The following is a 26,414-nucleotide window of genomic DNA, read 5'->3' on the forward strand; positions in this document are numbered from 1 at the left end:
GCCTCGGAACGGTCACCGTCTCGACGATGGCGTCGGCTCCCAGGGAGCGCGCCAGCTCGGCGACGCTTTCGGCCTCGGCGCGGCTGCCGGGGCGCAGCCCGTGGTCGACGGTCACGGTCACGACGGGCACGCCCGCCCGGCTGGCCGCGTCGACGGTGACCAGGGCGAGGGCCAGCGAGTCCGCTCCTCCGGACAGGCCCACGACGAGTCGGCGCGCGCGAGTGCCTCCCGCCAGGATCGGGTGCAGGGCAGCGCGCACCGCAAGGGAGCAGGCACGCAGGGGGCCGGAGGGGTTGGGGCCCACCAGGCGCGAGGCGTCAGCGCACACGCGCCAGCCACGCTGCGGGTTCGGCGTACTCGCCCGCGCTGGGGAGCGCGTCCACGCCGGACAGAAGCTCCGCGAGCGCCCCCTCACGCACGACCGTGCGCGCGAATCCCTCGGTCTGCGCCCAGATGGCCTCGACCCCTGCCAGGGGCATTCCGGCAGCCGCGCACGCGCGGACGAGGGCCACTCCCCCGGCCTGGGCGCGGTGGGTGCGCAGCCACTGAATCGAGGGCAGGTCGCGGGGGGTGAGGACCTCCATCTGCGCGGTGGGGAGGGCGTCCAGGAGCAGCACGATGCGCACGAGCTCGTCGCTTCGCTGGGGCAGGGCTTGGATCAGCTCCGCGATGTAGGGCACGAGGTGGGGCGCGTGAGTGAGGTGTACGGCGCGCAGGCCCGTACACAGGGACACCCAGCGGCACCAGTCCGTCTGATCCAGGGCGTAACGCTGCGCGTCGGCGAGAACGTTGGGTGCGACCAGGATCCGGCGCCCGTGAATCACGTCCCAGATGCCGGTGGCGCTCTTGGCCAGGGAGCGCAGGATCACGGCCTCGGCGGCCAGAACGAGGGGCGTGCGCGCGTCCTCGAAGCGGTCCATGAGCGCCCCCACCGTGGAGATGAGTCCGCGGCGATCAACGACGAGGGTCGGGGACGCGGCGACGGTGCGCGACGCGTCGGACAGGGTCGAGAGCTGCGCGAGCCTGCGGTCCGACCAGGCCACGGATCGGCGCAGGCGCGCGACGACAGCAGAGGCACCCACGCGGGAGGCCGAGGGTCCCGCGTAGGACAGCGAGGCGAGAACTCCCGCGACGTCGCGCGGGCCAAACGGCATATCCATGACCCTAGTTTAGCCCGGCCAGGCCCTCCTCGAAGGCGTCCAGGCGGCCGCGCGTGGCGAGGGCTCCCGCGGTGACTTGGTCGTGTCCGATCGATACCAGGAGGACGCGCCCCCCGCGCGTGATGACGGACCCGGAGAGGGAGGAGACCTCGGCGAGCGCTCCGGTCTTCGCCTGGACGTTGCCGACGGCGGGTTCTTCAGTCATGCGCTTGGAGAGCGTGCCGACGAGTCCCGCCCAGGGCAGCAGGCGCATCGTGTCGGCGCTTGTTCCCTGCCCCGAGTAGGAGGCCTTGAGGACTCCGACGAGCGTGTTGGCGCTGATGCGGTCGTTGCTGGACAGGCCGGAGCAGTCCTCGAGGAAGAGGCCGTCGGTGGGGACGCCGGCGGCGCTCAGGGTCGAGGCGACCGTGGATGTCGCCCCCTCGTAGGTCGCGGGCGCTCCGGCTGCGCGAGCGGCGAAGCGGCAGTACTGGTCGGCGAGGGTGTTGTCCGAGTGCGCGAGCATCCAGCGCAGCTGCTCGCCCATCGTCGCGGAGCTGACGGTGGCGAGGGCGGCCGCCCCGGCGGGGGGTTCGCCTGCCTCGCCGAGGGTCGCGTTGATTCCGGCGGCGCCGAGGGCCTGGGCGAACACCTGGGCGACGCGGGCAGGGGAATCGGAGTAGAAGTCGTTTGCGCCCTCGTAGGTGCGCCCGGCGTCAATCGCCATGGGGCCGACTTCCCCCTCATAGGCTCCCACCTCCTGCGCGTCCCAGGAGGACAGGTGCGATGCGCCCTCGAAGAGCGTTCCGCGCCAGTCGAGGGTCACCGAGGTGACGCCTCGCTGGGCAAGGACGGAGGCCGTGTCGTCGGCTAGGGTTTGCAGGCCCGCGCGCCCGGGTACCTCCCTCGTCTCCGAGGCCCCGATTCCCAGGAGCAGGTCCCCTTCGGAGTCGAGGTAGAGGGTGTGGGAGTCGGCGCCGAGGAGGGCGCTGGTGGTGAGGGTGGCCGTGGGGTCCAGGTGTGCCAGGGCGGTGAAGGCGGTGAGGGTCTTGGTCGTGGACGCGGGGGTGTGCGGGGTGGATGCCTCCGCGTCGAGGAGAACCTGGCCCGTCTGCGCGTCCACGACGGTGCCCCAGGCGGTGTACCCGCCGGCGGCGGCGGCAGCGGCAACGGGCGCCCACAGTTCCTCGACGTTGGCGGGGTCGACGGGCGTGGACGAGGCCTGGGTCCCCTGCGAGGCAACCGCGGCGTCGAGCGTGGGGAGCGCGGGGGGAGGCGCGGCGGCGGGACCGGACGGCCAGCAACCGGCGACCACCAGCGCCGCCGTGCCCACAAGAGCGGCGCTAGCGCTTACAATTGTCCCCATAGACGTGCGTTGCATGGATGTCCCTTCGTGGTTACCTCGGTAGCTACAGTACCCGTCCCTGCCCCGACACAACCACCTGGACCCCCGAGTTTCGGGGGCTGACGCGGAAGGCCAGCCATGGAATTCGACGTGACCATCGAGATCCCGAAGGGAAATCGAAACAAGTACGAGATCGACCACGAGACCGGACGCATCCGCCTGGACCGCATGCTTTTCACGTCAACCCGCTACCCGGACGACTACGGTTTCATCGATGACACGCTCGGCGAGGACGGCGACCCGCTGGATGCCCTGGTGCTCCTGGAGGAACCGACGTTCCCGGGATGCGTGATCCGCTGCCGCGCGCTGGGAATGTTCCGCATGCGCGACGAGAAGGGCGGCGACGACAAGGTCCTGTGCGTCCCCGCGTCCGACCAGCGCGCCTCGTGGCGCACCGAGATCGAGGACGTGTCCGAGTTCCACCGCCTCGAAATCCAGCATTTCTTCGAGGTCTACAAGGACCTCGAACCCGGAAAGAGCGTGGAGGGCGCCCACTGGGTTGGCCGCGAGGAGGCCGAGGCCGAGATCCGCCGCTCCTACGAGCGCCTCAAGGAGCGCGAGGCGGGGCACTAGGGCCCGGCACGCCACGGCGGGCCACCCCGCCCGCGCACGAGCGCCAACCCCACCCGTAGAAGGGATCCGCATTGGAAACACTCCACGAGTTCGACGAGCGCATCGGATCGTTCCAGACCGACTCGGTCCCCTACGAGCCGGTGTTCGCACTGCCCCCGTCACTGGAGGAGAAGGTGGCTCCGCGCTCCGGCTCGCTGCGGCCTTTCCACGGGAACACGGTCGCTTACTTCCTCGACGACCGGGTCCGGGATCTCGTCGGATCGATCGCGAGCAGCCTCCACGCCCGTTTCGGCGAGTCGCTGTCGGAGCCGCTGCCAGTGGAAATGGCGCACGTGACGCTCCACGACCTCCACGCCTCCCCGGACCGGGACCAGGTCCGGCCCCTGGTGGAGGCCAGCTCGGCGCGCGCAAGCGCACTGGTCGCACGGGCGCGCGGGATCGGCCCGATCCGCACGGTGGCCACCACGGTCTTCAACATGATGAACACGAGCGTCGTCATCGGGGTCAGGGCCGTGGACGAGGAGGAGCACCGCAAGCTGTTGACCGCCCGGGGCTTGTTCGACGAGGTCGTCCCCTCCGGGCCGTTCACGCCCCACATCACCGTGGCCTACTACCGGCCGACGATGCCCGTGCCGCTGCCCCCCGGCGAGTTCCGTGACGCGCTCGCGCGGCTGACCGGACGGGTCACTGGCTTTCCCGTCGCACTCGCGCCCGAACGCCTGCACGCCCTGCGGTTCGATTCGATGGGCGGCTACTGGGCGGTTCAGCACTGAGCCCGGCTCCGCCGCGTCCGGTGGCGTCCCGCGCCCCGCGGACCGATGGACTGGTCCGCGGGGCGCCGGTCCTCACAGCCTCACGGCGTAGGGCATGATGGAGCCCCAGCTGTAGACGCCGGTGATGCGCACGGGCACACCGAAGGTGGGCGCCTCGATCATCTGACCGCCGCCGAGGTAGATCGCGACGTGGTAGATGCCGGACTGGGTTCCGTTGGAGGACCAGAAGATGAGGTCCCCGGCCTCCATGGAGCCGATCGGGACGTGCGTTCCGTAGCCGTACTGGGCGCGCGACAGGTGCGGCAGATCAACCCCGGCACTGCCCCACGCGAGCATCGTCAGACCGGAGCAGTCCACGCCACCGTAGGACTCCCCGCCCCACACGTAGGGCACCCCAAGGTAGCTCTTTGCCGCAGCGATTGCGGTGGCGGCGCCGCCGCCGGAGGAAGCGGGCGGAGTGTAGGCGGGAGGCGAGTATGACGGCGGGGTGTAGGAGGGAGCCGTGTCGCCGTCGTCATCGTCATCGTCGTCCGCGGCGGACGGGGCCTGGGCTTGGGCCGCGGCAGCCTCCGCCTGGCGGCGCTCCTCAGCGGCTGCGGCCGCAGCCGCCGCCTGCTCGGCGGCGACGCGGGCGGCCTCTTGGCGTTCCGCCTCGAGCGCGGCCTCGCGCTGATTGATCAGGTCGACGGTCGTGTTCTGCTTGGTGGCAAGCTCCTGCACGTAGGCGTTGCGCTGAGCGGCGACGATGGCCGCCTCGTTCTGAGCGGTAGCCGCGGCTCGATTCGCCGCGTCGGTGCGCGCCTGCACCTCGGCGGTGGCAGCCTCCTGGCTGGCCAGCGCACTATTGGCCGCTTCGCGGGTCACCTTGGCGACCTGCTCGAGGGCGGCGACGTTCTGCATCTTCGCCTCGGCCGAGGCGGAGAAGGAGCTGATGCCCGCCTGCTTGGCCTCGACGCTGCGCAGCCCGTCGGAGCCGAGGTAGGGGGCGATCGCATCGAGCGACCCCCCTCCGCCTCGGTAGGCCGCCTGGGCGACGGACGCGATCTGCTGCTTGCCCTCGTTGAACGCCGCCTCGGCGGCATCCGCATCGGCCGAGGCCTGCGTGGCGGTCGCGCTCGCCTCGGCCAGCGCGATGTTGGCCTCGTTGAGGTCCTCGCCCGCGATCTGCGCGTTCTGGGTCGCGGTTGCCGCGCTCGCGGAGACTTCCGCCAGCTTGACCTCGATCTGCGCCACGCTCATCTTGGCCGCTTCTTCGGCGGCCTTCGCGGCTGCAATCTCCTCCTCGGAGGGGGCGGCCTGTGCCACCTGGGGCAGGACCAGGAGGGCGCATGCGGCCAGTGCCGACAGGCCCAGGCGGATGGATCCGCGTCGTCTCATCGTCGTCTCATCTCGTTGGCGGAAGCGCCCGTGGGCGCGTACATGAGAACGAGCCTAACCACTTTCGTCACGCTTGGCAACAAACGCAACAAGGTTCCCAGATTTCACAAACAACACAATCGCAACATTTACAACATCCACACCATAAATACCGAGCAATTACGACGAGATTTCCTCACCCGCCAGCCCACTCGTGATATGCACCACCCCACCGACCCATCGCCCGCCCAATCGCCCCGTCACACACGTCCGCCATGCGAAACAGCCCCGGCGCTCCCGCCGCGAATACCGAAAGATAGGGGGCATGAACCGTCGAATGCGCCGCTGACTGCGCGTCAGCACAAGCGACTGCCGCGCAGTCCCCCGACAGCGGGACGCGCCTCGACGCATGCACACCACGCCCACACGGCCCGCCTCCGGGGAATCAACGACGACACGCCACCCCACGCAAGGAGCCGCCAATGACCACCAACGACTGGGCCTTCGAGACCAAGCAGATCCACGCCGGGTTCGCCATCGACGAATCGACGGGCGCGACCGCGCTGCCCATCTACCAGACCTCCTCCTACGCCTTTTCCGATACCGGACAGGCTGCCGGACGCTTCGCCCTGCGAGAGCTCGGCCCGATCTACACGCGCCTGAACAACCCAACGACCGATTCGGTGGCCGCCCGCATCGCCGCCCTCGAGGGCGGCGTCGGCGGCCTGCTCGTGTCCTCCGGCCAATCGGCGACCGCCCTGTCGCTCCTCGCCCTGGCCGTGGCCGGCAACAACATCGTCGCCTCCCCCTCCCTCTACGGCGGCACGGTCACTCTCCTGAAGAACACGCTCGGACGCCTGGGCATCGAGACCCGATTCGTTCCCGACCCGCTCGACGCGAAGGCATGGCGCGCCCTGGCCGACGACAAGACGGTGGCCTTCTTCGGCGAATCCATCCCCAACCCCCGCGGCGACATCCTCGACATCGAACCGATCGCGACGGCCGCACACGAGGTCGGCGTCCCACTCATCGTCGACAACACGGTCGCCACCCCCTACCTCGTGCGGCCCATCGAGTGGGGAGCAGACATCGTCGTCCACTCGGCGACCAAGTATCTGGGCGGCCACGGCACGTCCATCGCGGGCGCGATCGTGGACTCCGGCGCCTTCGACTTCTCCTCCCAGCCCGAGCGTTTCCCGCTGTACAACACGCCGGATGAGTCCTACCACGGCCTCGTCTACGCCCGCGACCTAGGCGTGGGGGGCGCCCTCGGCGCGAACCTCGCCTTCCTCTTGCGCATCCAGACGCTCGTCAATCGGGACCTCGGGGCCGTCACTTCCCCCTTCAACGCGTTCCTCATCTCGCAGGGCATCGAAACGCTGTCCCTGCGCGTCGAGCGTCACGTCTCCAACGCCCTGGCGGTCGCGCGCTTCCTCGAGGAGCACCCGGACGTCGAGTCGGTCAACTACGCGGGCCTGGAGTCCTCCCCCTACTACGAGCTGGGCCGAAAGTACGCTCCCCTGGGCGTGGGCGGCCTGCTGTCCTTCGACATCAAGGGCGGCTACGAGGCCGGCCGGGCTTTCGCCGACGGCGTGCGCCTGCTCCCCATCGTGGCCAACATCGGCGACGCGAAGTCCCTGGTCATCCACCCCGCCTCGACGACGCACTCCCAGCTCACGCCCGACGAGCTCGCCAAGGCCGGCGTTGCACCCGGAACCGTCCGCCTCTCGATCGGCCTGGAGAACATCAAGGACATTCTGGCCGACCTGCAGCTGGGCTTTGACGCCGCCCGCGCAGCCACCGCCTAAGCCACGGTGGCGGCGCCCCTCCCGCGCCGCCACCACCCGACCCACGGAGCAGCGAGTCACGAGAGAGACGAAAGAGGATACGATGAGCCGCCACAGCCTCCCCCCAGCTCCCACGTCCGGCGCGTGGCGGGAAGGGGATCCGCCGGCGTTGCGCCAATTCGCCAACCTGGGCGCCCAGCGCCTGGAGAACGGGACGGTCCTGCCCAGCGTCACCCTCGCCTACGAGACGTGGGGAACCCTCGATGAGGCGTCCTCGAACGCGGTGCTCATCCTGCACGCCCTGACCGGGGACGCGCACGTGTGCGGCGAGGCCGCCCCCGGGCAGCCCACCCCCGGCTGGTGGGAGAAGATCGTGGGACCGGGGCGCATCATTGACACGGAGCGCTACTTCGTGGTCGCCGCGAACGTCCTGGGAGGATGCCAGGGGTCCACGGGACCGGCCTCGCTTGCCCCCGACGGCGCGCCCTGGGGGTCGCGTTTCCCGGTCGTGTCCACGCGGGACCAGGTCCGCGCCGAGGCGCGTCTGGCCGACCTGTTGGGGATCGATTCCTGGAGCCTCGTGGTCGGCGCGTCCCTCGGCGGTCACCGCGCCATCGAGTGGGCGGTGACCTACCCCCAGCGGGTGGAGCGCCTGGTGGTCGTCGCGTCGGGCGCGCAGACGACCGCCGAGCAGGCGGCGTGGACCCACACGCAGATCCGCGCGATCCAGCTGGATCCTGCGTGGCGGGGCGGCGACTACTACGCCGGGCCCGGACCCTGTGCAGGCCTGGCCCTGGCCCGCCAGATCGCGCACACGACCTACCGCTCTCCCTCCGAGCTGGACGAGCGTTTCGGTCGGATTCCCCAAAATGACGAGGATCCCCTGCACGGCGGGCGCCTCGCGGTCGAGTCCTACCTGGACTATCACGGCGAGAAGATCGTGCGCCGTTTCGACGCCGGCTCCTACGTGGCCCTGTGTCGTTCGATGCTCTCCCACGACGTTGGCCGCGACCGCGGCGGGGTTGTCGAGGCCCTCAAGTCCGTCACGGCGCGCACGCTCGCCGTCGCCGTCGATTCGGATCGCCTGTTCTACCCCGAGCAGGTCTGGCAGATGGCGTCGGGCATTTCGGGTGCCTTCTACCGCGAGATTCACTCCGACCACGGTCACGACGGCTTCCTCATCGAGTCGGACCAGCTCACGGCCCTCCTGGATGAGTTTCTCAACGAGCGCATCCCTTCTCGCGCCTCGTCCTTCGCGTAGGGTCGCGACCGGCCCCCTCCCTCGCGCGTGCCGCTCTCGGCGTCCGCGTCGCGCTCGCCAGGTCCGCCTTTGAGCGCGTTATGCTGACCCTATGAGCGCATCCACCGATCCGATGGCTTCGGGGCACGCACGCCCCGAAGCGGCCGATCTCTCCGGTTTCTCCGGTGTCCCCACCGACGCCTCGCACGAGGCCGCGCCCGAGCGCGACGTCATGGCGCCGTGGGGCGAGGCGGGTCCCCCCGGCCGGGACTGGGCGCCGGACATCCTCGGCCCGGGTTTCTCCTCGCGCACGATCGAACTCCTGGACGACGCGGAGGGCGAGTGCGTGGCCACCCTCGTGCGCGCGACTCCCACGACGGACGCGCGCGTGACGGTCCTGTACCTGCACGGGCGCAACGACTACTTCTTCCAGACGGAGATGGCCCAGCGCCTGTCCGCCGCTGGCGCGGCCTTCTACGCGCTGGACATGCGCAAGTACGGGCGCAGCCTTCGCCCCCACCAGACGATCGGCTACGCCGACGACCTCTCCGTCTACGACGAGGAGATCGGCCTGGCCATCGAGCTTATCCGCGACGAGCGCGACGACGATCCCCTCGTCCTCATGGGCCACTCGACGGGGGGCCTCATCGCCACCCTGTGGGCGCATCGTCACCCCGGGGTTTTGGCGGGCCTGATCCTGAACTCGGCGTGGTTGGAGATGCAGTCGATGAGCGCCTGGCGCGGGGCGATGGCGCCCGTGATCGGCAGGATCGCCTCGCGCAGCCCGATGTGGGAGGTGCCCACGGGAGGATCGGGCCTCTACGGCCGATCCCTCGCCGGGCGCGCCTCGTCGGGCCTGCCCATCCCGGCCGGGCTCGCCGAGGATGACCCGTCGGTCGCGGGATGGCCGATTGCCCACGAGTGGAAGCGCCCCGAATCCTACCCGGTGCCCGCCTCCTGGCTGGAGGCCATCATGGCCGGGCACGAGACGATCGAGAAGGACGTGGCGCTGGAGTGCCCGGTCCTGTCGATGGTGTCGACCTCCGCGTACTTCGACGAGGAGTGGAGCGAACGTGCCTTCGTCTCCGACACCGTCCTGGATCCGGTTGTGATCGCTCAGCGCAGCCTCAACCTGTCGAACATGGTGACGATCGCGCGTTTCCCGGGCAAGCACGACCTGGTTCTCTCGGATGCTCCCGTGCGAGAAGCCGTCTACGACACGATGCTGGGATGGCTGGCGGCCTTCGTCAAGTGAGGCAGGTGGGGACCGACGTCAGCGATTCACCCGGCGTCGGGCCCCACCACCGCCCGTGTCAGTGTCGGGCTGAGCGGCGCCCCCGCGGAGAGTCGGAGTACTCGCGCACGATCTCCCGGTTGATCTCATCGAGGGCCTCCGCAAGCGTCGGCCCGAGCCTATCTCCGATGCGCACCAGAGCCCAGGCCTGGATGTGCCCGAGTCCTCGCGCCGTCAGGAGGGTGTCGAGGGACGGGTAGGTCAGGCCGGCGCCGAAGATCGCGCCGTTGGCCTCCAGCATGAGGTCGGCGGGCAGGCCAAGCTCACTCCGTGCGACGAGGGGGGTGTCCTCGCCGAGGATCTGGGCGAGGGCGCGCAGCCCGGATTCGTCGCGGCTGAGGACGGGGACCCCCTCCTCCCGGGCCTGGATGACCTCGACAGATTCCTCGGCGTGGTCGACGAACGAGTCGGTGGCCGCGTAGGTGGCTCCGGCGTCGTTGAGCTCGCCGATCTGCGCGCGCCGGGACGCACGGCTGCCGAGGTGTGCGGGGCGCTCCGAGCGGGTCTCCTCGGCCGCATCCTCCTCGGCCGCATCCTCCTCGGCCGTATCCTCCTCGGGCTGCTCGCGCGCGGCGTCGGAGTCTTCCTCGTCGTCGCCTCCGGGCAGCTCGCCCTCGCCTTGCGCCCGTGCTGCGCGATCGCCGTCGCGCGGATCGAGGGTCACGGAGGACTCCGCCGGGCCTTCGTCGTCGTCCGCGTCGGCCTCCCCGGCCTCGTCGGGGTCGCGCTCCTCCTCGAGGGCTGCCGGGCTTTCGTCGTCCTCGGCCCCCTCATCCGGGTCTTCCGAGGTCTCCTGTTGCTCGGCGGCGTCCGCGTCTCTCGCCCCATCGGCGTGCGCGTCGTCACCGGCGTCCGCCTCGCCGCCTCGGCCCTGGGCCGCCTCGTCGGTCAGGTCGGCGTCGGAGGCACCCTCGGCTTCAGAGGGCTGCCAGGGAGCCGGAGGTTCCTCGCTCGCCGGATAGCTGAACACATCGCGCAGGTGGGGCGCGACCTTCGGGGTCGGGCGAGTGGTCGGCGTCTCGCCGTCCGACTCGGCGTCGCACTCGTCGCGGGCATCCGGCTCCTCGCAGCCCGGCTCCTCGTTGTCCGGCTCCTCGTTGTCCGGCTCCTCGCTGCCCAGCTCCTCGTCCTGGGCCTGACGGTCGCCTGACGCCTGCGACGGGAGGGATTCCTGCTCGACCTCGCCGAAGCTCGGGCCGGACGTCAGCTCGGGGGCGGCAGCCGCGGAGGCAAGGACCTGCGGGGCGTGACCGTAGAGGCGCGGCCCGACGGCGTTGACGTCGAGGAAGAGGCGCCCGTTGGACATCTGACGCAGGTTCATCAGGTGAACCTCGACGCCGGAGGTGGCGAGCAGGGACAGGGCGGGGCGAACCGACGGATCAATCTCGCCCGCGACCATGATGAGCCTGGGACCAGGCCCCACCGCGGGAGGCATCGAGTCGCGGAACTGCGCCCACCCGGTGCGGAACCCCTCGGGACCCGACGGGTACTCGTTGGCCAGATCCGCCCAGGAGATGGAGGCGACCTCGGCCAGGCGCGAGAGCGAGGTGATCAGCGTGTCGGAGTCCAGCTCCTTGAGGATCTCGACGGAGACGATCTGGCCGGTCACGTCCAGGGCTGTCAGGCGGGGAGTCTCCTCTTCCCCCTGGCCCGTCATGTCACGCCAGGTCACCGGGAAGAGGGGACGGGAGACGATCTGCAGGACCTGCTGACAAATTGCGTCGACCAGCTCCGGACCCAGGTCTTGGGCGACCGGGTACCCGAATTGAGCGGGTACGAGGCGTCCGTCCTCGAACTCAAACAGGGCCATCGCTCTTTCCTCCAAGTGTGTGGGGCACTCGTGGTCATTGTTCCACACGTTCCAAAAGAAGCAGGGAGGACACAGGGGAATTGCGATAGATACCACGTAATTATTTGGGGTGTCGAGCCTCACTCGGCACACGATCTCGGCTGTCGCACACGCCACCTGCCGATGCCTTCACATCGGTAGAATGCGACCCACACCGCACATTCGCCTCCCCTCCACGCTGCCCCGGGACCGTCCCATGCCAGATCCTGACATTCGCGACGGGGAACTCGACCAGTTCTCCCACGCCCTGCGCGAGCTCTCCGACTCCCTCTTTGGCTACACGGACTCCAACGGCAAGGAACATACGGGAGCCTACGACCAGGCTCAAGCGGAATACAACAAGGCGCTGGCGGAATACGAAACGACAAAGGCCGCCTACGACAAGAAGCGAGCCACACAGATCCCAGACGACGTCCACAAGGGCCGCGCCGCCTACGACGACACGGAGCTGACCGAGGCACACAAGAAGATGGAGAAAGCGAAGGAGGCTTACGACGACCTCGCCGCCATTCGCAACGAGACCAACAACTCCGAACGGCGAAAGGCGGGCCGAGCCGAGACCTACCCGCTCGACTTCAACTACGACAAAAAGTACGAGCGCACGAGCGCGATCGTCTCCTCCGGCAAGGCGCTCCCCATGATGGCTCCGGGGACCGTCGACAACGTCGTCATGTTCAACTCTCCCGGATCAGGCGTGCGCAACATTGACGCCTACGGACTGCCCGAGGGCCACGTCTACGAGTCATCGATCCCCGATGGCGACGCCGTCCAAGGCCTGGGTCCCGACGCCTCGTACGGGACGAACCCCCGCAAGCTCGAGGGCATCACTCACCTGAGCGCAGACGCGACCGATGCCGCGAACTACTGGACGCCGACTCCCCCGAGTATCGCAGGAGCTGCGGGGGTCGTCGAACGCGCGATTCACGGCTTCGACAACCACATGGCGCACTTCGAAGAGGGCACGCGCACCTCGCAGGACTTCGCCAACATCATCGCCGGCGCCAAGCCGACAACCGACGAGGAGTGGGAGGCCCTCAAGAAGGCGCGCAGCAACCCCCAGCCGCCGACCGACGACGAGTCGCAATGGTGGAAGCAGGCGCTCACCGGATACTAGCGCCAACGCTGACACATTCCGAACAACTATTTGCGCTTCGCCTCGCCTGAGCCGTATCGTTGTGTAGGATACTGAGGGTAGCGCGGACGACGAATGGCACAATCTCTTCCATCCGGTTAAACTACTGCGCATCACGAAGCGAGCAACAGACAGGGCGGAGAAATGGGCAGAGAAAGCCTGCGCATCGTTGAGTATTCGGCGCCAGAATCACGAGTTCCGGCATCGGAGGAGACCTGCCGCGAACTCTCTCCCTACTGCCTTCACGTCGGCTCACGCCCGCGCCTCTACCCGGATACTTCACAGACGGTCAGGCCTCATCTACCCCCGATCGAGCCCATGCCCGTTCCCGTGACACCTTTCCCGAAGCTTTACGGCGACGACCCCGAACCCGCCTAGAGCCGCGCGGCCCGCCCTCTGTCGGCGCCATCCCCCTCGCTCCTCACGCGCGCACCGATCAGCCATCCGCACAGCGGATAGCCTCGGCCAGGCCCCCGAGCCCGTGACACACTGGGTCCATGAGCGATAGCTTCCTGGAGGAACTGCGCGCACTCATCGACGTCGACGACGGGGTGGGGACACGCGCGCGCTACTCCTCCGACGCCGGCCTGACGCGCATCCCGCCGCTCGCCGTCGCCTTCCCTCGCACGCAAGAACAGGCCCTCGCGGCCTTCGACCTCGCCCGCGCACGCGGGGTGCCCCTGACCGCGCGCGGGGGCGGCACCTCGTGCGCGTCGAATGCGATCGGCCCGGGCCTGGTCCTCGACTTCTCGCGCCACATGAATCGCGTCCTACACATCGATCCCGACGCACGCACCGCCACCGTCGAACCGGGGTGCGTTGGCTCAACCCTCCAGGCAGCCGCCGCCGCCCACGGCCTGCGCTTCGGACCCGACCCCTCCTCGCAGAACCGGGCCACGATCGGCGGGATGGTCGCCAACAACGCCTGCGGCCCCCACGCCACGGCCTGGGGACGCACCTCCGACAACATCGTCTCCCTGGAATGCGTCGACGGGCGCGGGAGGCGCTTCACCGCCACGACCTCGCACGACACGGGCCTGAGCTGCGTGCCCGACCTGGCCCCCCTCATCGACTCTCACCTCGCTCCCATTCGCACCCAGCTGGGCCGCTTCAAGCGCCAGGTGTCCGGCTATTCCCTCGAGCACCTCACCCCCGAGGGGGGACGCAACCTGGCCGCCATGCTCGCCGGAAGCGAGGGCACCCTCGTCCTCATCCTGTCCATCACGGTGCGGCTCGTCCCCCTTCCCGACGCGCCCGTGCTCGCCGCCCTCGGCTACCGATCCATGATCGACGCCGCGGACGACGTTCCCTCGCTCCTGGCCCACTCACCCCTCGCCGTCGAGGGGATGGACCGGCGCCTCGTCGACGTCGTGCGCGCACACAGGGGGCCAGGCGCCGTCCCCGCCCTGCCCGACGGCGATGGCTGGCTGCTCGTGGAGGTCGGAGCCGCGGGCGAAGACATGGAGACCTCACTCACCCGCGCACGCGCCCTGTGCGCCGACTCGGCCGCCATCGACACGGTCGTCTACCCGCCCGGGGCTCAGGCCTCGGCGCTGTGGAGAATCCGCGCCGACGGGGCGGGCCTGGGAGGGCGCACCCCGCCGGACGAGACGGGCGCCGACCGGCAGGCGTGGCCGGGCTTCGAAGACGCCGCCGTTCCGCCCCGCAACCTCGGCGCCTACCTTCGGGACTTCACGGCCCTCATGGAGGAGTTCGACATTGACGGCCTCCTCTACGGCCACTTCGGCGACGGCTGCGTCCACGTCCGCCTCGCCATGCCCCTCGACACCCCGGCCGGCGTGGCGCACTCGCGGGCGTTCCTCCAGTCCGCCGCCCGCATCTGCGCCTCCCACGGCGGCTCGGTCTCCGGCGAGCACGGCGATGGGCGCGCACGCGGGGAGCTCCTGCGTTTCATGTACTCCCCCGACATGCTTGACCTTTTCGCCCGCGTCAAGCACGTCTTCGATCCCGACAACATCCTCAATCCCGGGGTGCTGGCCTCCCCGATGGACTCCGCGAGCGCCGCCTCCCGCGCCTTAGCACGACGGGCGGCCGCCACGTCCGCTTCCTCGCGGTCACCCCGGGACGCTTCCGACCACCCCCTCGAGTGCCAGCCCGGCGTCGATCCCCTCGACGCCAACCTGCGCCGCGTCGCGGCACACCCCATGCTCGCCGATGGAGGCTTCGCCTTCGCGAGCGACGGGGGCGACTTCACGTCCGCCGTCCACCGCTGCACCGGAGTCGGCAAGTGCCGCGCGGGAGTATCGGGAACCTTCATGTGCCCCTCCTACCTGGCGACCCGGGAGGAGAAGGACGTGACCCGCGGGAGGGCGCGAATCCTTCAGGAGGCCGCCAACTCGCGCCTCGTGCGCGCCATCGACTCCCCCGAGGTCCTCGAGGCCCTCGACCTGTGCCTCGCGTGCAAGGCCTGCTCGGCCGACTGCCCGGCGGGGGTTGACATGGCTCGCTACCGCTCCGAGGTCCTGTATCGCACGTACAGGGGACGAGTGCGACCCCTCAGCCACTACACGCTCGGCTGGCTCCCGCGCCTGACCCGCGTGACCGCACGGGTTCCGGGGCTGGCGGCCCTCGGCAACGCCGTCCTGTCCGTCCCGCTGCTGCGGCGCCTCGCGTTCCGCGTCATTGGCCTCGACCCTCGCCGTGGCATGCCCAAGCTCCAGTCCGGCACTTTCACCGCGTGGGCTCGACATCGGTCACTGCTCGCCACATCTGCGCCTTCCCATTCCGACCCCGGTGCCTCAGCCCGCGAGCGCGGCGGCACCCCGGCCTCGTCTGACTCAGCCCGCGAGCGCGAGGCGACCACTGCCTCGTCGCTGTCGGATTCCCCGATCCTGAGCGGCCCGCACGATCCCGGCGGGCGGCCGTACGCGCTCGTGTGGGCGGACTCCTTCAGCCAGACCCTCGACGACGCGGGTGCGCGCGCTGTCGTGGACGTGCTCGACGCGAACGGTTTTGCCCCCATCGTCGCGCCCGACGCGTGCTGCGGACTCACGTGGATTACGACCGGACAGCTGTCGGGGGCGAAGAAGCACCTGACGGAGTTGCTCTCCACGCTCGCCCCCTTCGCCGCCGCCGGGATTCCCATCATCGGTGTGGAGCCCTCATGCACGGCCGTGCTGCGCGACGACCTGCGTGACCTGTTGCCCGAGGACCCCCGCAGCGCCCTCGTCTCGCGCGCGACGCACACGCTCGCCGAGGCGCTGTCCGCCGTGCCCGACTCTGCGCGCCGCCTGCCCGACCTGAGCGGCGTCACGATCGTTGCTCAGCCTCACTGCCACCACTACTCCGTCATGGGATGGGACACCGACCAGGCGCTCTTGGAATCCCTGGGAGCACGCGTGTTGCGCCTGGAGGGATGCTGCGGCCTGGCGGGCAATTTTGGCATGGAAGCGGGGCACTACGACCTCTCGCTCGCCGTCGCCTCACATTCGCTGCTGCCCACGTTGTCAGCGCATCCGGAGGCCGTGTATCTGGCCGACGGCTTCTCGTGCCGCACTCAGGCCTCGCAGCTGGCCGGACGCGCGGGCGTCCACCTGGCGACGCTATTGGCGAAGCGCGGTGTCAGGTCTGGTGCGCTGTCGGCGGAGCGCTAGCCTGAGTATGGTGTCAGGTCTGGTGGTGTGCTGCTGGCTGAGCGCTAGGCGGGCGTGGCGTCAAGCCTGGTGGGGCACTGCGCAGCGGCCGAACACGGCCGCATCCAGGGCGGTGACATGCTGAGAAACGCGGCACACATACCAATCGGTCAGGTACAATGAAACCATGTATTTCTTCGTCGCCGTGATGCTGTGGTTGTTGTTCTTCTTCGCTATCTGGTACTACAAGAAGCTCGTCCTGTGGCTGCTCTTCTCCCCGGACTACCTCCTCATCATCGGCGCGGTCGGCGCCTTCACCGTCGATCACATGGGGTGGCTCACCTCGACCAGGCAGGCCCACTACGTCTGGGCGACCCTGGCGATGATGGCCGTCGGCTTCGGATACCACGCCCTCAATAAGTGGCTCTACCTGAGGTCGGCCCACACCTACAAGATTGTCAGCTTCCCCTTTGTCGTCGCCTCCAGCCTGTTCATCATGCTGGGCCTCGTCCTCAAGATCGCCGACGAGATCGCCCCGCGCCTGGCCGACAACCCCACGGTCCAGCACGTCATCTACATCGTCATCGGCATCGTCCTGGCGGTCGTTGCCTGGCTAAAGCGCCAGTCGACGATGGCCCGCCTCTTCCCGCCGGAACCGAGCATCGTCATCAACGGCGACGTCACCATCAACGGCGGAGAGGCCACCGTCCAGGCTCCCCAGGCGCCCGAGTCTCCCTGCACCCATCCCGGCAGCGACACGGGCGTGGCCTCCTACTGACGCACAAGCTGCGCCAAGATCCACGTCGATGGCCCACGCTCGGCGTCGCCCCCAACACGCACCGCGATCCACCCGGCGCGGGGGTGGGCGCGGCGGGGCAGCCATCACATCCACACGCACTGCGGTCCGCGTCGATGCCCACGCTCGCATCGCCCCACACGCACCGCAGACTGTCCAACCAGCCGCAACGGCGCCTCGTGTCCCGGCAAGCGGCAGTGCGCCTCGTTTGTGCTTGTTGGCGAGGGCACGACACCCGATCGGTGTGCATTGCACCCGTTCTGTCCAGGTGTACTGCTCCCCATCGGGTGCTCTACTCCCCATCGGGTGCACTTCTGTCCGGGCGCGCAGCCCCTTGTCGCACTCTGCTTCCCATCGGGTGCAGTTCTGTCCAGGTGTACTGCTTCCCATCGGGCACTCTGCCCCCCATCGGGCACTCTGCCCCTCGTCGGCGCACTGCCCCCCCCATCGGGTGCACTTCTGTCCGGGTGCTCTGCTTCCCATCGGGCGCGCTGTCCCCTGTCGGGTTCACCGCTCCCCATCAGGTGTACTACCCCCGTGCATCCCGCTGAGACCACGTCACGTGGAAGCGGCGATCGGGCCCGTCACACGCCTTGGTTGGCTTGACCCACAATCCCTGGGCCGACGCGGGTATCGAGGACTGCCGCAAGCCCACTATCTCAATCACCCAAGCCCTCAGCCGCACCAAGTCCTCGTAGTCCGGCCACGACACGCGATAGGTCTTCCACCCCGCGGCACGCAGATCATTGTCCCGCGCAATCCACTCTCTCTTCGCTCGGGCAAAGTCGGCTTCGTTCGTGCCGAGCTTTCCGATCCCATCGAACTCAAAGATGATCATGAGTTCGGGAATCGCTATGTCCGCGAAATAGCGACGTCCGTTGATGACGATCTCATGCTGGGTGACGACGTCGAACGCACTCACCGACTTGATGACCCACAGCAGTGCGGCCTCAGCCGGGTTGTCGCATCCCGGATCCGCCGCACACATGATGGTTTCCGCTCGCTGAAACGGCACGTTGTCTTCTCGCTGGCGCCAGGCCGCGAGCCTGCCGAGCATTGCCTCCCTCACGTCATTCGCTCGTTCACGAGACTCTGCCTGGGAGAAGACGGAGAAGCGCGACCGCCTGTTCAGCACCATACAGATCGCGACAAACGCGCTGAGATACTCGGACCGGCACGCCATTCGAACCGCAGCGTCAACGATGCCTTCGACGCGAACTCCTCCAACCGTCTGCAGCTCAGTGGCATGAGGCGGGGCAACAGACCACCGCACTGACACCGCTGGCACGAGAGTGCCGGCAGCTCGAACCGCGCGTAGTGACTTGGATCCACGTCGGGTACTCGCCCACACAAACACATCCGGATTCGCCTCCCACAGCGGAATTCCTCGGGCGACAATCGAACTCGCGCCGACAAAGACCCTGTCCCCCTTCCCGGAAGCCTGTAGCGCAAGCAGTCTCGCTCGCGCCACAGCGTTCCATGTGTTCCACGGAGTCTCGAGCAGACGCGGATCTTCCACTCGGACGTAGTGCCCTCGCATCACATGCATGCACGCACCTGATTCTTGGTCCTCACGGGTCATTCGATGGATCGACGAGGAACGAACAACCGTCAGCTTGTGGCTACTCATGTCCGCATGATCCCATCGCACGGGGTACCAGCACATCCAGACAAGCAAGCCCTGTGGACGCGTCACGAGGCACGCGTGGGGCTGCGGATAGACCTCAGGGCAGCGACGGTGTCGCTCCCGCGGCAGAGACGCTTCCCGCCGATACAGCGCCGCGTCGCGCCACACACGCGGTAGCAGCACGTGCGAGAGGGATCGCTCCCCGCCGAAACAGCATCGCATCGCGCCACACACGCGGCACTACACCCGATCGGTATGCAGTACACCCTTTCTGTTCAGGTGTACTGCTCCCGATCAGGTGCGCTGCTCCCGATCAGGTGCTGTGCCTGCACGCAGGCACAGACAGGCAGCGGAGGCGCTTCCCGCCGATACAGCACCGCGTCGCGCCACCCACGCGGCACTACACCCGATCGGTATGCAGTACACCCTTTCTGTTCAGGTGTACTGCTCCCGATCAGGTGCGCTGCTCCCGATCAGGTGCTGTGCCTGCACGCAGGCACGGACAGGCAGCGGAGGCGCTGTGCGCGAGCGTCCTCGAGAGTGCTCGCGCGCAGGCATCGGCAGGCGCCCGAGACAGATCCGCCCTGAGCCCCTTCGACCAAACCGCGAGGCCCCGCCGCCACCTTCCGAACGCCCGCAAGGCCAGTCGCCAATCCCTTCAACCGGGCTACGAGACCCCACCACCATCCGGGTAACGGTGTAATGGCGGAGGCGCCCGTTCGACCGAACCGCGAGGCCCCGCCGCCGCCTTCCCGTGCACCCGAAGCGCCTGAGCGCCGACGCTCATCACTGCACGGCGCGCTCCAGCCCCACGACCCGGGCAGACGCGGGCAGGCCACTCGCACACGACCAGCGGGCTACGACGTCGCCAACATCGAGGGACGGATCCACGAGCAGGGCCGTGGATAGAGCCTCGGCAAGCACGCCGCAGGATGCCACGACGCTGACCTGGCGAACCCCGGAGCGCGCGGGTTCGCCCGTGCGAGGATCAATGATGTGGTGGTCGCGCGCCCGGCTGGGGGCTCCGGGCGGCATCGGCGCGCGCCTCGCACCGAGTGGCCCCAGGTTATCCCCGGACGTGGACAGGGATGCCATCCCATCCGCGGGCACTTCGATGACTCCGTTCACGCTCGCTTCCCCGTCGTTGGGGTCCCTCATGCCCACGCGCCAGGGGGAGGAGTCAGCGCGCGTCCCGTGCGCCGCGATCGAGGAGGTGCCGACGGAAACGAGGACGCCCGAAGCGCCCAGCTCCGCGGCGAGGTCGCGGCACGCGTCGGCCGTGTATCCCTTGGCGATTCCTCCGAGATCAAGGCGCGGCGAGGGTCGCGTGCCCTCGCGGGGCGCCTGAAGCGGGCGCGCGGAAAGAGCCGCGCGTTCGAAGGCTCCGGGGTCTCGCAGCAGCCAGCGGCGCTCGCCAACACGGGTCAGAAGCTCGGGCGAGGAGGCTTCCAGCGCCGCCTCGACGAGGCCCGGGGCCGGGGCGGGGGGAAGCGGAGCGCCCGCGACGTATGCCGCCCGCATGGCCGGGACGTCCCATGCGGCGCCGAGGGGCCCTATCAGGGGGTTGAAGGATGCTCCGGTGGCGCTCGCCAGCACCAGCGCCTCCCTCAGGAGGCGGTCGGTCTCCTCGCTGACGAGGACGCCACCCGGGTCCGGGGCGCCGACCACTGATGGGGCGCCGACCACTGATGGTGCGCCGACCACCGATGGGAGATGGGAGGAGTTGATCCTCGATACCTCGGACGTGGCGCGATAGGCGCTCCACAGGTCCTCGTGCCTGGCGACGAGGCCGACGAGGGCGTTGACGATTCCCATGCCGTCCCCGCCCCAGCCGATCAGGTCGACGCGGGTACCCATCGCGGGGAAGGAGGAACGCCACGTGGGCGGGCTTTCAGCCGTCGCTGCCCCCAAGGCCGTCGGCCCCCTCCTTGGTGGCGTCGTTCAGGCCGGGGATCTCGATGTCGTCCGCTCCGTCGGGGGATACGCCCTGGGCGGCCGCGATCGCTCGGATCGCCGCCTGCACGAACTGCTGGTGGGCGACGGTCGCGCCCGTGATGACATCGACCTTGGCGGGGTCGCCGACCTTCGTGAGGTTCTCGGAGTACTCCTGGTAGGAGGCGACGGCGGCCTGGGCCTTCTTGTAGTAGTCCTCGTTGAAGACCTCTCCGGCCGAACTCTTCCCGTAGTCGCTTCCCTTGTCCGTGCCGTCCGCGAGCGTCGTCTCGTACGAGGTCGCGGTGATCCGCCCACCTTCGACGGTGATGGTGATCGTGCCGACGGAGCCCTGGTCGTCGGCGTTGGACTGCGCGGTCCAGGTCCCATCACTCAGTGGCTTGCTCATGTCCAGGCCCGTCGAGGGCTGACAGGCGGCCAGGATCGTGGCGCCGAGGGCGCCAAGGGCCGCGTAGGTGGCCACGCTCCCCCACCGGGGGGAGCCGGAGGGGCTGGGGGGCGTCGATCGACGGTTCATCGTACCTTGTCCTTTCCGCTGCGGGAGGCCTGCGCGTTCTCCGCCGCGAGGTCTAAGGTGCGCGAGTCGTGGTCGTGCCACGTCTCTTTCACGACCTTACCGTGGTCGAGACGGATCTCGCGCTGCCCCTGCTCTGCGACGAGCGCGTCGTGCGTGACGACCATGAGCGTCGTGCCGTCGCGGTGGAGCTGGTTGAACAGGTCCAGGACGATCTCCTCGTTGGTTTCGTCGAGGTTGCCGGTGGGCTCGTCGGCGAGGACGAGCTTGGGGTAGTTGATGAGCGCGCGGGCGACGCACACGCGCTGCTGCTCGCCGCCGGAGAGCTGGCGGGGAAGGTGGGTGGCGCGGTCGGCGAGGCCGACGCGGTCCAGGGCCTCCATGGCTTCCTTCTCGTCCGGCATCGAGTGGTAGTACTGGGCAACCATGACGTTCTCGAGGGCGGTGAGGTGGCCGATGAGGTGGAACTGTTGGAACACCAGCCCGATGGTCCGGCAGCGGACCTCGGTGAGTTCGTCGGCCGTCAGGTCGGAGATGTCGTGTCCGTCGAGGGTGACGGTGCCCGTCGTCGCCGTGTCCATGGCGCCGACGATGTTCATGAGGGTTGTCTTTCCGCTGCCCGAGGGGCCGACGATGGAGACCCACTGGCCGCGCGGGATCTCGAGGGAGACGTTGTCCAGGGCGTGCAGGTCGCCGTAGATCTTCGAGACGCCGTCAAGGCGGAGGAGGGGGTGCGCGGGCTTTGCCTGGGGATCGGCGGGGAGTTTCTCTGGGGTGTTCATGGGTCTTCTCATTCTCCGCGCAGGACGAGCGCGGGGTCGACAGCCAGTGCGCGGCGCACGGGCGGGAGGCAGGCGAGGACGGCGATGAGGATCGCGCACGCGACGGTGGCGATCAGGATGAGGGGGTGCAGGGAGATGGTGCGGTGGAACACGGAGGTCGAGATCAGGGTGGCCAGGCCGTATCCGGCGCCCGCCCCCAGGATCCCGCCGATGGCTCCGAGCATGACGCCCTCGCCCATGAACTCCGCGGTGATGGAGCGGGCGGTGGCGCCCAGGGCCTTCCGCAGGCCGATCTCGTTGCGGCGTTCGGTGACGACGGCGATCATCGTCGTGGAGACGCCGATCATGGTGAGGGCCAGGACGATGACGGTGACGACGAGGAGGAGGGAGCGCAGCATGTTGAGAACTCCCGTGTCCGATTGGGCGAGGCGCCGCACCGTTTGAGCGTGAACGTCGGGGTTGGAGGCGTTCATGGCGTCCGCGACCGCGCTCAGCTGCTCGCCCTCGAGGGCGATGGAGTATTCCGCGAGGGAGACCGCTCCCTGGGTTCCGGTGAGCGCGGACATGTCCTGGGCGGACATGTACAGGTAGCCGTCCTCGTTTCCACCGGTCTTGAGGATCCCGGAGACCGTCAGGGTGACGGTGCGTGGTTCCAGGGACAGGGAGGAGGCCTGGGCCGCGTCGGCGCCCGACTGCTGGCCGGATGCCTGGGCGGCCTTGGCGGACGCGTTGCCATCGAGTTGGCTGACCGTGATGGTGTCTCCGGCCTTGACGTCGATCGTGGAGGCGATCTGCTCGCCGACGAGCGTCTGCCCGGGCGCATCCGGCCACGCGCCGTCGACGAACCAGAAGGGGTTCATGGCGCGCACAGCATCCAGGTCGGTTCCTCCCGCGACATAGGGCTGGTCGTTGACGGTGACCGTCTCGTAGTCGAAGGCTGCGGAGCCGACGAGGGCGCCGGCCGGCACGTGTTCGGTGGCGGCGGCCACCGCCTCGTCCGTGATGCTTCCTTCCCCGCTGGGGGTGAGTACGAGGTTGGCGCCGTAGGAGCGGATCTCGCGGGCCATCTGCGCGGGCACGTCGACGGCGATCGTGACGAGGCCGGACAGGGTGGTCGCGCCGATGGCGACGGCGAGGACCGCGATGAGGACGCGGGAGCGCCGGCGCAGGATGGAGGAGGTGACCATCCGCCAGAACATTGCTCGTCTGGACATGTGGCTCACCTTCCGTGGAGGACTTCCGCCGCGTTGAGACGCAGCAGGTAGCGGATCGCCGGGATGGAGGCTCCCAGGACGACGATGATGACGAGGACGGCGACGAGTCCGACGACGACGGGGGCGAAGGCGATGGCCGAGCCGAAGACCATGTATCCGATGGCCTGGGCGAGGCCGAGCCCCGCTCCGTAGCCGATGACTCCGCCCACGAGTCCGACGACGATCGTCTCGGCGAGGAAGAGGGCGATGATCTGTTTGTCTTTGGCGCCCACGGCCTTCATCAGGCCGATCTCGCTGGAGCGCTCCATGACGCCCGCGGTCACGAGATTCGCGATGGCCAGGGCCGAGGCGATGAGGGCCAGGACGGTGACCAGCACCATGAGGAGCTGCGTCTTCTCCAGGACGGTTCCCTCGGACTGGGCGACCTGGCGGACGGGACGGGCGACCGAGTCCGTCATGACCTCCTCAATCTGGTAGGCGATGGAGGAGACGTAGGCCGTGCAGTACCAGGTCTCCTTCTCGGACACGCTCAGCGAGTTCGGGTTCTTCGCGGCCTTGCGGGCCAAGTCGTTGTCGGGGGTGGTCAGGGCCGAGACCTCGACGCTGCTGACGACCCCCTCACGTTCGATCAGTTCCTGGGCCGCGGGAAGCTGAATGTAGACGCCGCGGTCGGCATCGTCCCCGGTGGTCACGACGCCGCGCACCGTGAATTCGCGGCTGATGCCCGCGCGCGTGAGCGTGAAGGAGTCCCCCACGTTCAGGTCGCGCTCGGCGGCGTAGGTCGCGCCCACGATGGCACCCGTCGCGTCCTCGTCGGTCGGCCACGCGCCCGTGACGCCCCACCATCCGCGCAGCTTGTCCAAGCCGGTGTCGATGCTCTCTCCCGTGGCGAGTTCGAGGTGGTGGCTGAACCAGGTTCCCGTGGTCGCCACGGGGGCGCCCGAGGCATCCGTGGCGGACACATTCAGCAGCGGCGCGAAGTCGAGGATGTTGTAGGTCCAGAAGATCGTCTTGATGTTGCCCAGCTCGTCCTCGCGCAGGTAGGCGTGGGACTCGCTGGCCTCTCCCGTGGAGTACAGGTCGGACAGGACGGCGGCCCCCTGGGCGCGCACGACGATGTTGGCGCCGTAGGACTTGAGTTCCTGGTTGACCTTGTCGCCGACGTTGAACATGACGGAGAGCATGGACGTTGCCACGCCGGCTCCCAGCGCGATAGTCAGGGCGATCATGAGGTGACGATTGCCGCGCCTCGTGAGCGCGCCTCGCAGCATTCGGATAAACAAGCGTGCCCCTCTACTTCGCGAAGATGGGAGCCGAGGCCTCGAGGACCGAGATCGGCACGGTCAGGGTCCCGTTGGAGACCTTGTACTCGATGGGTATCGGGTTACATCCTCCCTTGAAACCGATGGTCGCGATGTTCATCGCCACCTCGCACAGCTTGCAGATGACCTTGCCGTCCTTCTCGTAGTAGCCGGTCGGACCGCAGATCTCGCACGCGTCGAGTCCCACGCCAAACGAGGACCCGGACTTTTGGATGACGATGAAGCGCACCTTGACGCCGGTCGAGGTCGTGTACTCGAAGCGGTGCAGGTGTCCGTCGGAGATGTCGGCCAGGTTGACGCTGACCTGGTCGTCAACGACGCTGTGCGCCTCGGGGGCCGAGAGCTCGACCTCTTGGCTACCGATCGCGACGCCGACGGTGATGAGGAGTGCCCCGCACAGGTATCCGACGGCCGCCGTGCCCGCCATGGACTTGTAGAGGCGAGAGCGGGCCCGGCCCAGGCGTCCCTCGGCGGGATTGGCACCGACGGTCGGGATCGAGCGGGAGGCGTGCCACGTGAGAGCGACGACGACGCCGAGGGCCAGGGCGGCCACGATCGTGAAGACTGCCTCGTTGTTGATGAACCAGGAGATGGTGTTCCACGCGCCCTTGGATACGGTGATCCAGCGCTTGGCTTTCAGGATGCGCACGAACAGCAGCGAGTGATTGAGGACCAGCGAACACAGGATGCACGCGGCCGGCCACACGCGGTTGTTCCACGCGCACAGGCGGTAGGACACCCAGGCGAGGAAACACACGAGCACCCAGGCGAGCCCGTATCCGACAATGGCGAGAACCGCCTGAGTGGAGTAGATCTCGACGCCGCCCGAGAGCATCATGACTGCCTGGTTGAGCGCCGTGGGAACGGAGCGGAAGAGGGCGAAGGCGATAAAGAGGGCGCCGACGAGGCGCACGAGGGCATCCCCTGGCACCGGCGTTTCCGTCGAGAACTGGGCCCGGGCCTCGGCGTCCCCCGTGGGCAGGAGGGAGCGCACACGCCGCGAGCGCAGGGCGAGGAGCGAGAGGAAGATGAGGGCGAGGACGACCGCGATCGGCAGCGTGTACAGGCCGACGGTCTGGCGGTTGACCGACTTGGGAGCCTCCACGTTGATGATCGTCAGCGCGACGGAGGCGATCGCGCCCGCCGCGATGCCGAACCACACGGCGAGCTGGCGGGCCTTCTTTCCGCGGCGACCGTGCCCGGCGGCCGGCATGAAGCGGATGGCGGCGCCGACGGCGAGCATCGTCAGCAGCAACGTCAACGTCGCTTCGCTCATCTGCTGAAGCATTGGTATTCCTCTCCACACAAGACAACCCGAGACCCAACGGTCTCGGTGGTAAAGCGCCCCGAAGGGCGCGGGGCGAGGTGGCCTCCCGGGTGGGAGCCGCCTCGTCCCCGCTTCAAGCGATCGTCACCAGGAGACGGCCGTGGGATCCCACTGCCAGTCCGGGAACTCGGCGACCAGGGGTTCGGTCCAGAAACGTCCCTCGACGCCCGTGGCCTTGTCGGTGTGGAGCATCCAGCCGTTCTTCTCCGGGGATTCGATGGAGAAGGTCACGTCGTAGGTTCCGGCTTCCAGCTTGGGGATGTTCAGGCCGTAGTGGGGGCCGTCGGAGGCGTTCATCGGCATGAAGGTACCGCTCTGGACGGTGTTGCCGGACTTGTCCTTGATGGTGTAGGTGACGGTCAGGGCGGGGACGAAGTCGCCGGCGCCGTAACCGAGCTTGTTGTCGGCGGCCGCGTGAATGTCGGCCTCCATGTGCATGGACGCCTCGGCCGCGGGCACACCCATGGTGGGTTCCATGTCGACGGGCTGGAAGTAGACGCCGCCCACGACGAGCGGGCCGACGTGAACGTCGTCGCCCAGGGGCTGTTCCTCGAAGCCCGCGTCCTCGCCGGGGGCCGCGGCACCCGAGTCGGCGTCGGCCGAGGATCCGGTGGTGGGCTTCGTGTCGTTGGACGAGGCGTTGTTGTTCGAGCAGGCAGCGAGGGTGCCGGCGAGGGCCAGCGTGGCCAGGGCCGCGCCGACGCGGAAGAGTGAGCGCTTCATGCGATGAACTCCTTA

21 protein-coding genes are annotated in these 26,414 nt (G+C 68.7%); 8 read left to right on the forward strand and 13 right to left on the reverse strand.

From position 1 onward, the window contains the following. From HMPREF9006_RS10850 to dacB, 3 genes are all read right to left on the reverse strand, one after another. A partial coding sequence (locus HMPREF9006_RS10850) for an ATP-binding protein (RefSeq protein WP_009212522.1) occupies nt 1-328 on the reverse strand: 328 nt, incomplete at its 3' end. After that, a complete protein-coding gene (locus tag HMPREF9006_RS05225; protein WP_009212523.1) occupies nt 318-1,160 on the reverse strand; it encodes a hypothetical protein in 843 nt (280 codons plus the stop codon). The genes HMPREF9006_RS10850 and HMPREF9006_RS05225, both read right to left, overlap by 11 nt. Before the next feature lie 4 nt (nt 1,161-1,164). Beyond that, on the reverse strand, nt 1,165-2,505 hold the full coding sequence (dacB, locus tag HMPREF9006_RS05230; protein WP_009212524.1) for a D-alanyl-D-alanine carboxypeptidase/D-alanyl-D-alanine endopeptidase: 1,341 nt from the start codon (nt 2,503-2,505) through the stop codon (nt 1,165-1,167). Nucleotides 2,506-2,622: 117 nt separating this feature from the next. On the opposite strand from dacB, the gene HMPREF9006_RS05235 reads away from it, so the two are divergent. Continuing rightward, entirely contained in the window at nt 2,623-3,117 is a 495-nt protein-coding gene (locus tag HMPREF9006_RS05235; protein ID WP_009212525.1) for an inorganic diphosphatase, read from the forward strand. Nucleotides 3,118-3,188: 71 nt separating this feature from the next. Then, nucleotides 3,189-3,890, forward strand: coding sequence for a 2'-5' RNA ligase family protein (locus HMPREF9006_RS05240; protein WP_009212526.1), 702 nt, complete (start codon nt 3,189-3,191; stop codon nt 3,888-3,890). A gap of 72 nt (nt 3,891-3,962) precedes the next feature. On the opposite strand, the gene HMPREF9006_RS05245 is transcribed toward HMPREF9006_RS05240, so the two are convergent. Next, the gene (locus HMPREF9006_RS05245) at nt 3,963-5,267 is read right to left on the reverse strand and encodes a C40 family peptidase (protein ID WP_009212527.1); all 1,305 of its coding nucleotides are present in this window, start codon (nt 5,265-5,267) and stop codon (nt 3,963-3,965) included. Nucleotides 5,268-5,728: 461 nt separating this feature from the next. Here HMPREF9006_RS05245 and HMPREF9006_RS05250 point away from each other — a divergent pair, with 461 nt between their 5' ends. The 3 genes from HMPREF9006_RS05250 to HMPREF9006_RS05260 all read left to right on the forward strand — a co-directional run bounded on the left by HMPREF9006_RS05250 (nt 5,729) and on the right by HMPREF9006_RS05260 (nt 9,528). Continuing rightward, nucleotides 5,729-7,054: an O-acetylhomoserine aminocarboxypropyltransferase/cysteine synthase family protein gene (locus tag HMPREF9006_RS05250; RefSeq protein WP_009212528.1), complete on the forward strand. Its 1,326-nt coding sequence runs from the start codon at nt 5,729-5,731 to the stop codon at nt 7,052-7,054. An 82-nt stretch (nt 7,055-7,136) separates the two neighbouring features. Further along, nucleotides 7,137-8,294 (forward strand): homoserine O-acetyltransferase MetX, encoded by a 1,158-nt coding sequence (metX, locus tag HMPREF9006_RS05255; protein ID WP_034231182.1) that lies wholly within the window; start codon nt 7,137-7,139, stop codon nt 8,292-8,294. Nucleotides 8,295-8,406: 112 nt separating this feature from the next. Next, on the forward strand, nt 8,407-9,528 hold the full coding sequence (locus HMPREF9006_RS05260; protein ID WP_373567098.1) for an alpha/beta hydrolase: 1,122 nt from the start codon (nt 8,407-8,409) through the stop codon (nt 9,526-9,528). A gap of 58 nt (nt 9,529-9,586) precedes the next feature. On the opposite strand, the gene HMPREF9006_RS05265 is transcribed toward HMPREF9006_RS05260, so the two are convergent. Further along, nucleotides 9,587-11,377, reverse strand: coding sequence for a hypothetical protein (locus tag HMPREF9006_RS05265; protein WP_034231184.1), 1,791 nt, complete (start codon nt 11,375-11,377; stop codon nt 9,587-9,589). A 235-nt stretch (nt 11,378-11,612) separates the two neighbouring features. Here HMPREF9006_RS05265 and HMPREF9006_RS05270 point away from each other — a divergent pair, with 235 nt between their 5' ends. From HMPREF9006_RS05270 to HMPREF9006_RS05280, 3 genes are all read left to right on the forward strand, one after another. Further along, the gene (locus HMPREF9006_RS05270) at nt 11,613-12,530 is read left to right on the forward strand and encodes a hypothetical protein (RefSeq protein ID WP_009212531.1); all 918 of its coding nucleotides are present in this window, start codon (nt 11,613-11,615) and stop codon (nt 12,528-12,530) included. A 515-nt stretch (nt 12,531-13,045) separates the two neighbouring features. Further along, complete coding sequence (locus tag HMPREF9006_RS05275; protein ID WP_009212533.1) at nt 13,046-16,162, forward strand: FAD-binding and (Fe-S)-binding domain-containing protein; 3,117 nt, start codon at nt 13,046-13,048, stop codon at nt 16,160-16,162. Nucleotides 16,163-16,328: 166 nt separating this feature from the next. Next, complete coding sequence (locus tag HMPREF9006_RS05280; RefSeq protein ID WP_048742762.1) at nt 16,329-16,919, forward strand: hypothetical protein; 591 nt, start codon at nt 16,329-16,331, stop codon at nt 16,917-16,919. 547 nt (nt 16,920-17,466) lie between these two features. On the opposite strand, the gene HMPREF9006_RS05285 is transcribed toward HMPREF9006_RS05280, so the two are convergent. The 8 genes from HMPREF9006_RS05285 to HMPREF9006_RS05320 all read right to left on the reverse strand — a co-directional run bounded on the left by HMPREF9006_RS05285 (nt 17,467) and on the right by HMPREF9006_RS05320 (nt 26,399). Continuing rightward, nucleotides 17,467-18,006, reverse strand: coding sequence for a hypothetical protein (locus HMPREF9006_RS05285; protein ID WP_232209834.1), 540 nt, complete (start codon nt 18,004-18,006; stop codon nt 17,467-17,469). A 1,344-nt stretch (nt 18,007-19,350) separates the two neighbouring features. Further along, nucleotides 19,351-20,475 (reverse strand): FAD:protein FMN transferase, encoded by a 1,125-nt coding sequence (locus HMPREF9006_RS05290; protein ID WP_009212535.1) that lies wholly within the window; start codon nt 20,473-20,475, stop codon nt 19,351-19,353. Next, nucleotides 20,456-21,034 carry a hypothetical protein gene (locus HMPREF9006_RS05295; protein ID WP_034231185.1) on the reverse strand — a complete coding sequence of 193 codons (579 nt, stop codon included), beginning with the start codon at nt 21,032-21,034 and terminating at the stop codon, nt 20,456-20,458. Before HMPREF9006_RS05295 ends, HMPREF9006_RS05290 begins: the two co-directional genes overlap by 20 nt. Next, nucleotides 21,031-21,813, reverse strand: coding sequence for an ABC transporter ATP-binding protein (locus tag HMPREF9006_RS05300; RefSeq protein ID WP_009212537.1), 783 nt, complete (start codon nt 21,811-21,813; stop codon nt 21,031-21,033). The genes HMPREF9006_RS05295 and HMPREF9006_RS05300 overlap by 4 nt, the downstream gene beginning before the upstream one ends. Before the next feature lie 8 nt (nt 21,814-21,821). Beyond that, complete coding sequence (locus tag HMPREF9006_RS05305) at nt 21,822-23,027, reverse strand: ABC transporter permease (protein WP_009212538.1); 1,206 nt, start codon at nt 23,025-23,027, stop codon at nt 21,822-21,824. A gap of 5 nt (nt 23,028-23,032) precedes the next feature. Then, nucleotides 23,033-24,298 (reverse strand): ABC transporter permease, encoded by a 1,266-nt coding sequence (locus HMPREF9006_RS05310; protein ID WP_009212539.1) that lies wholly within the window; start codon nt 24,296-24,298, stop codon nt 23,033-23,035. Nucleotides 24,299-24,320: 22 nt separating this feature from the next. Beyond that, complete coding sequence (locus HMPREF9006_RS05315; protein WP_009212540.1) at nt 24,321-25,637, reverse strand: DUF2318 domain-containing protein; 1,317 nt, start codon at nt 25,635-25,637, stop codon at nt 24,321-24,323. Nucleotides 25,638-25,760: 123 nt separating this feature from the next. Continuing rightward, a complete protein-coding gene (locus HMPREF9006_RS05320) occupies nt 25,761-26,399 on the reverse strand; it encodes an iron transporter (protein WP_009212541.1) in 639 nt (212 codons plus the stop codon). Between the last annotated feature and the right edge of the window lie 15 nt (nt 26,400-26,414).

Origin of the sequence: Actinomyces sp. oral taxon 180 str. F0310, assembly GCF_000185285.1 — a bacterium.
In the GTDB taxonomy this organism is placed as follows: domain Bacteria; phylum Actinomycetota; class Actinomycetes; order Actinomycetales; family Actinomycetaceae; genus Pauljensenia.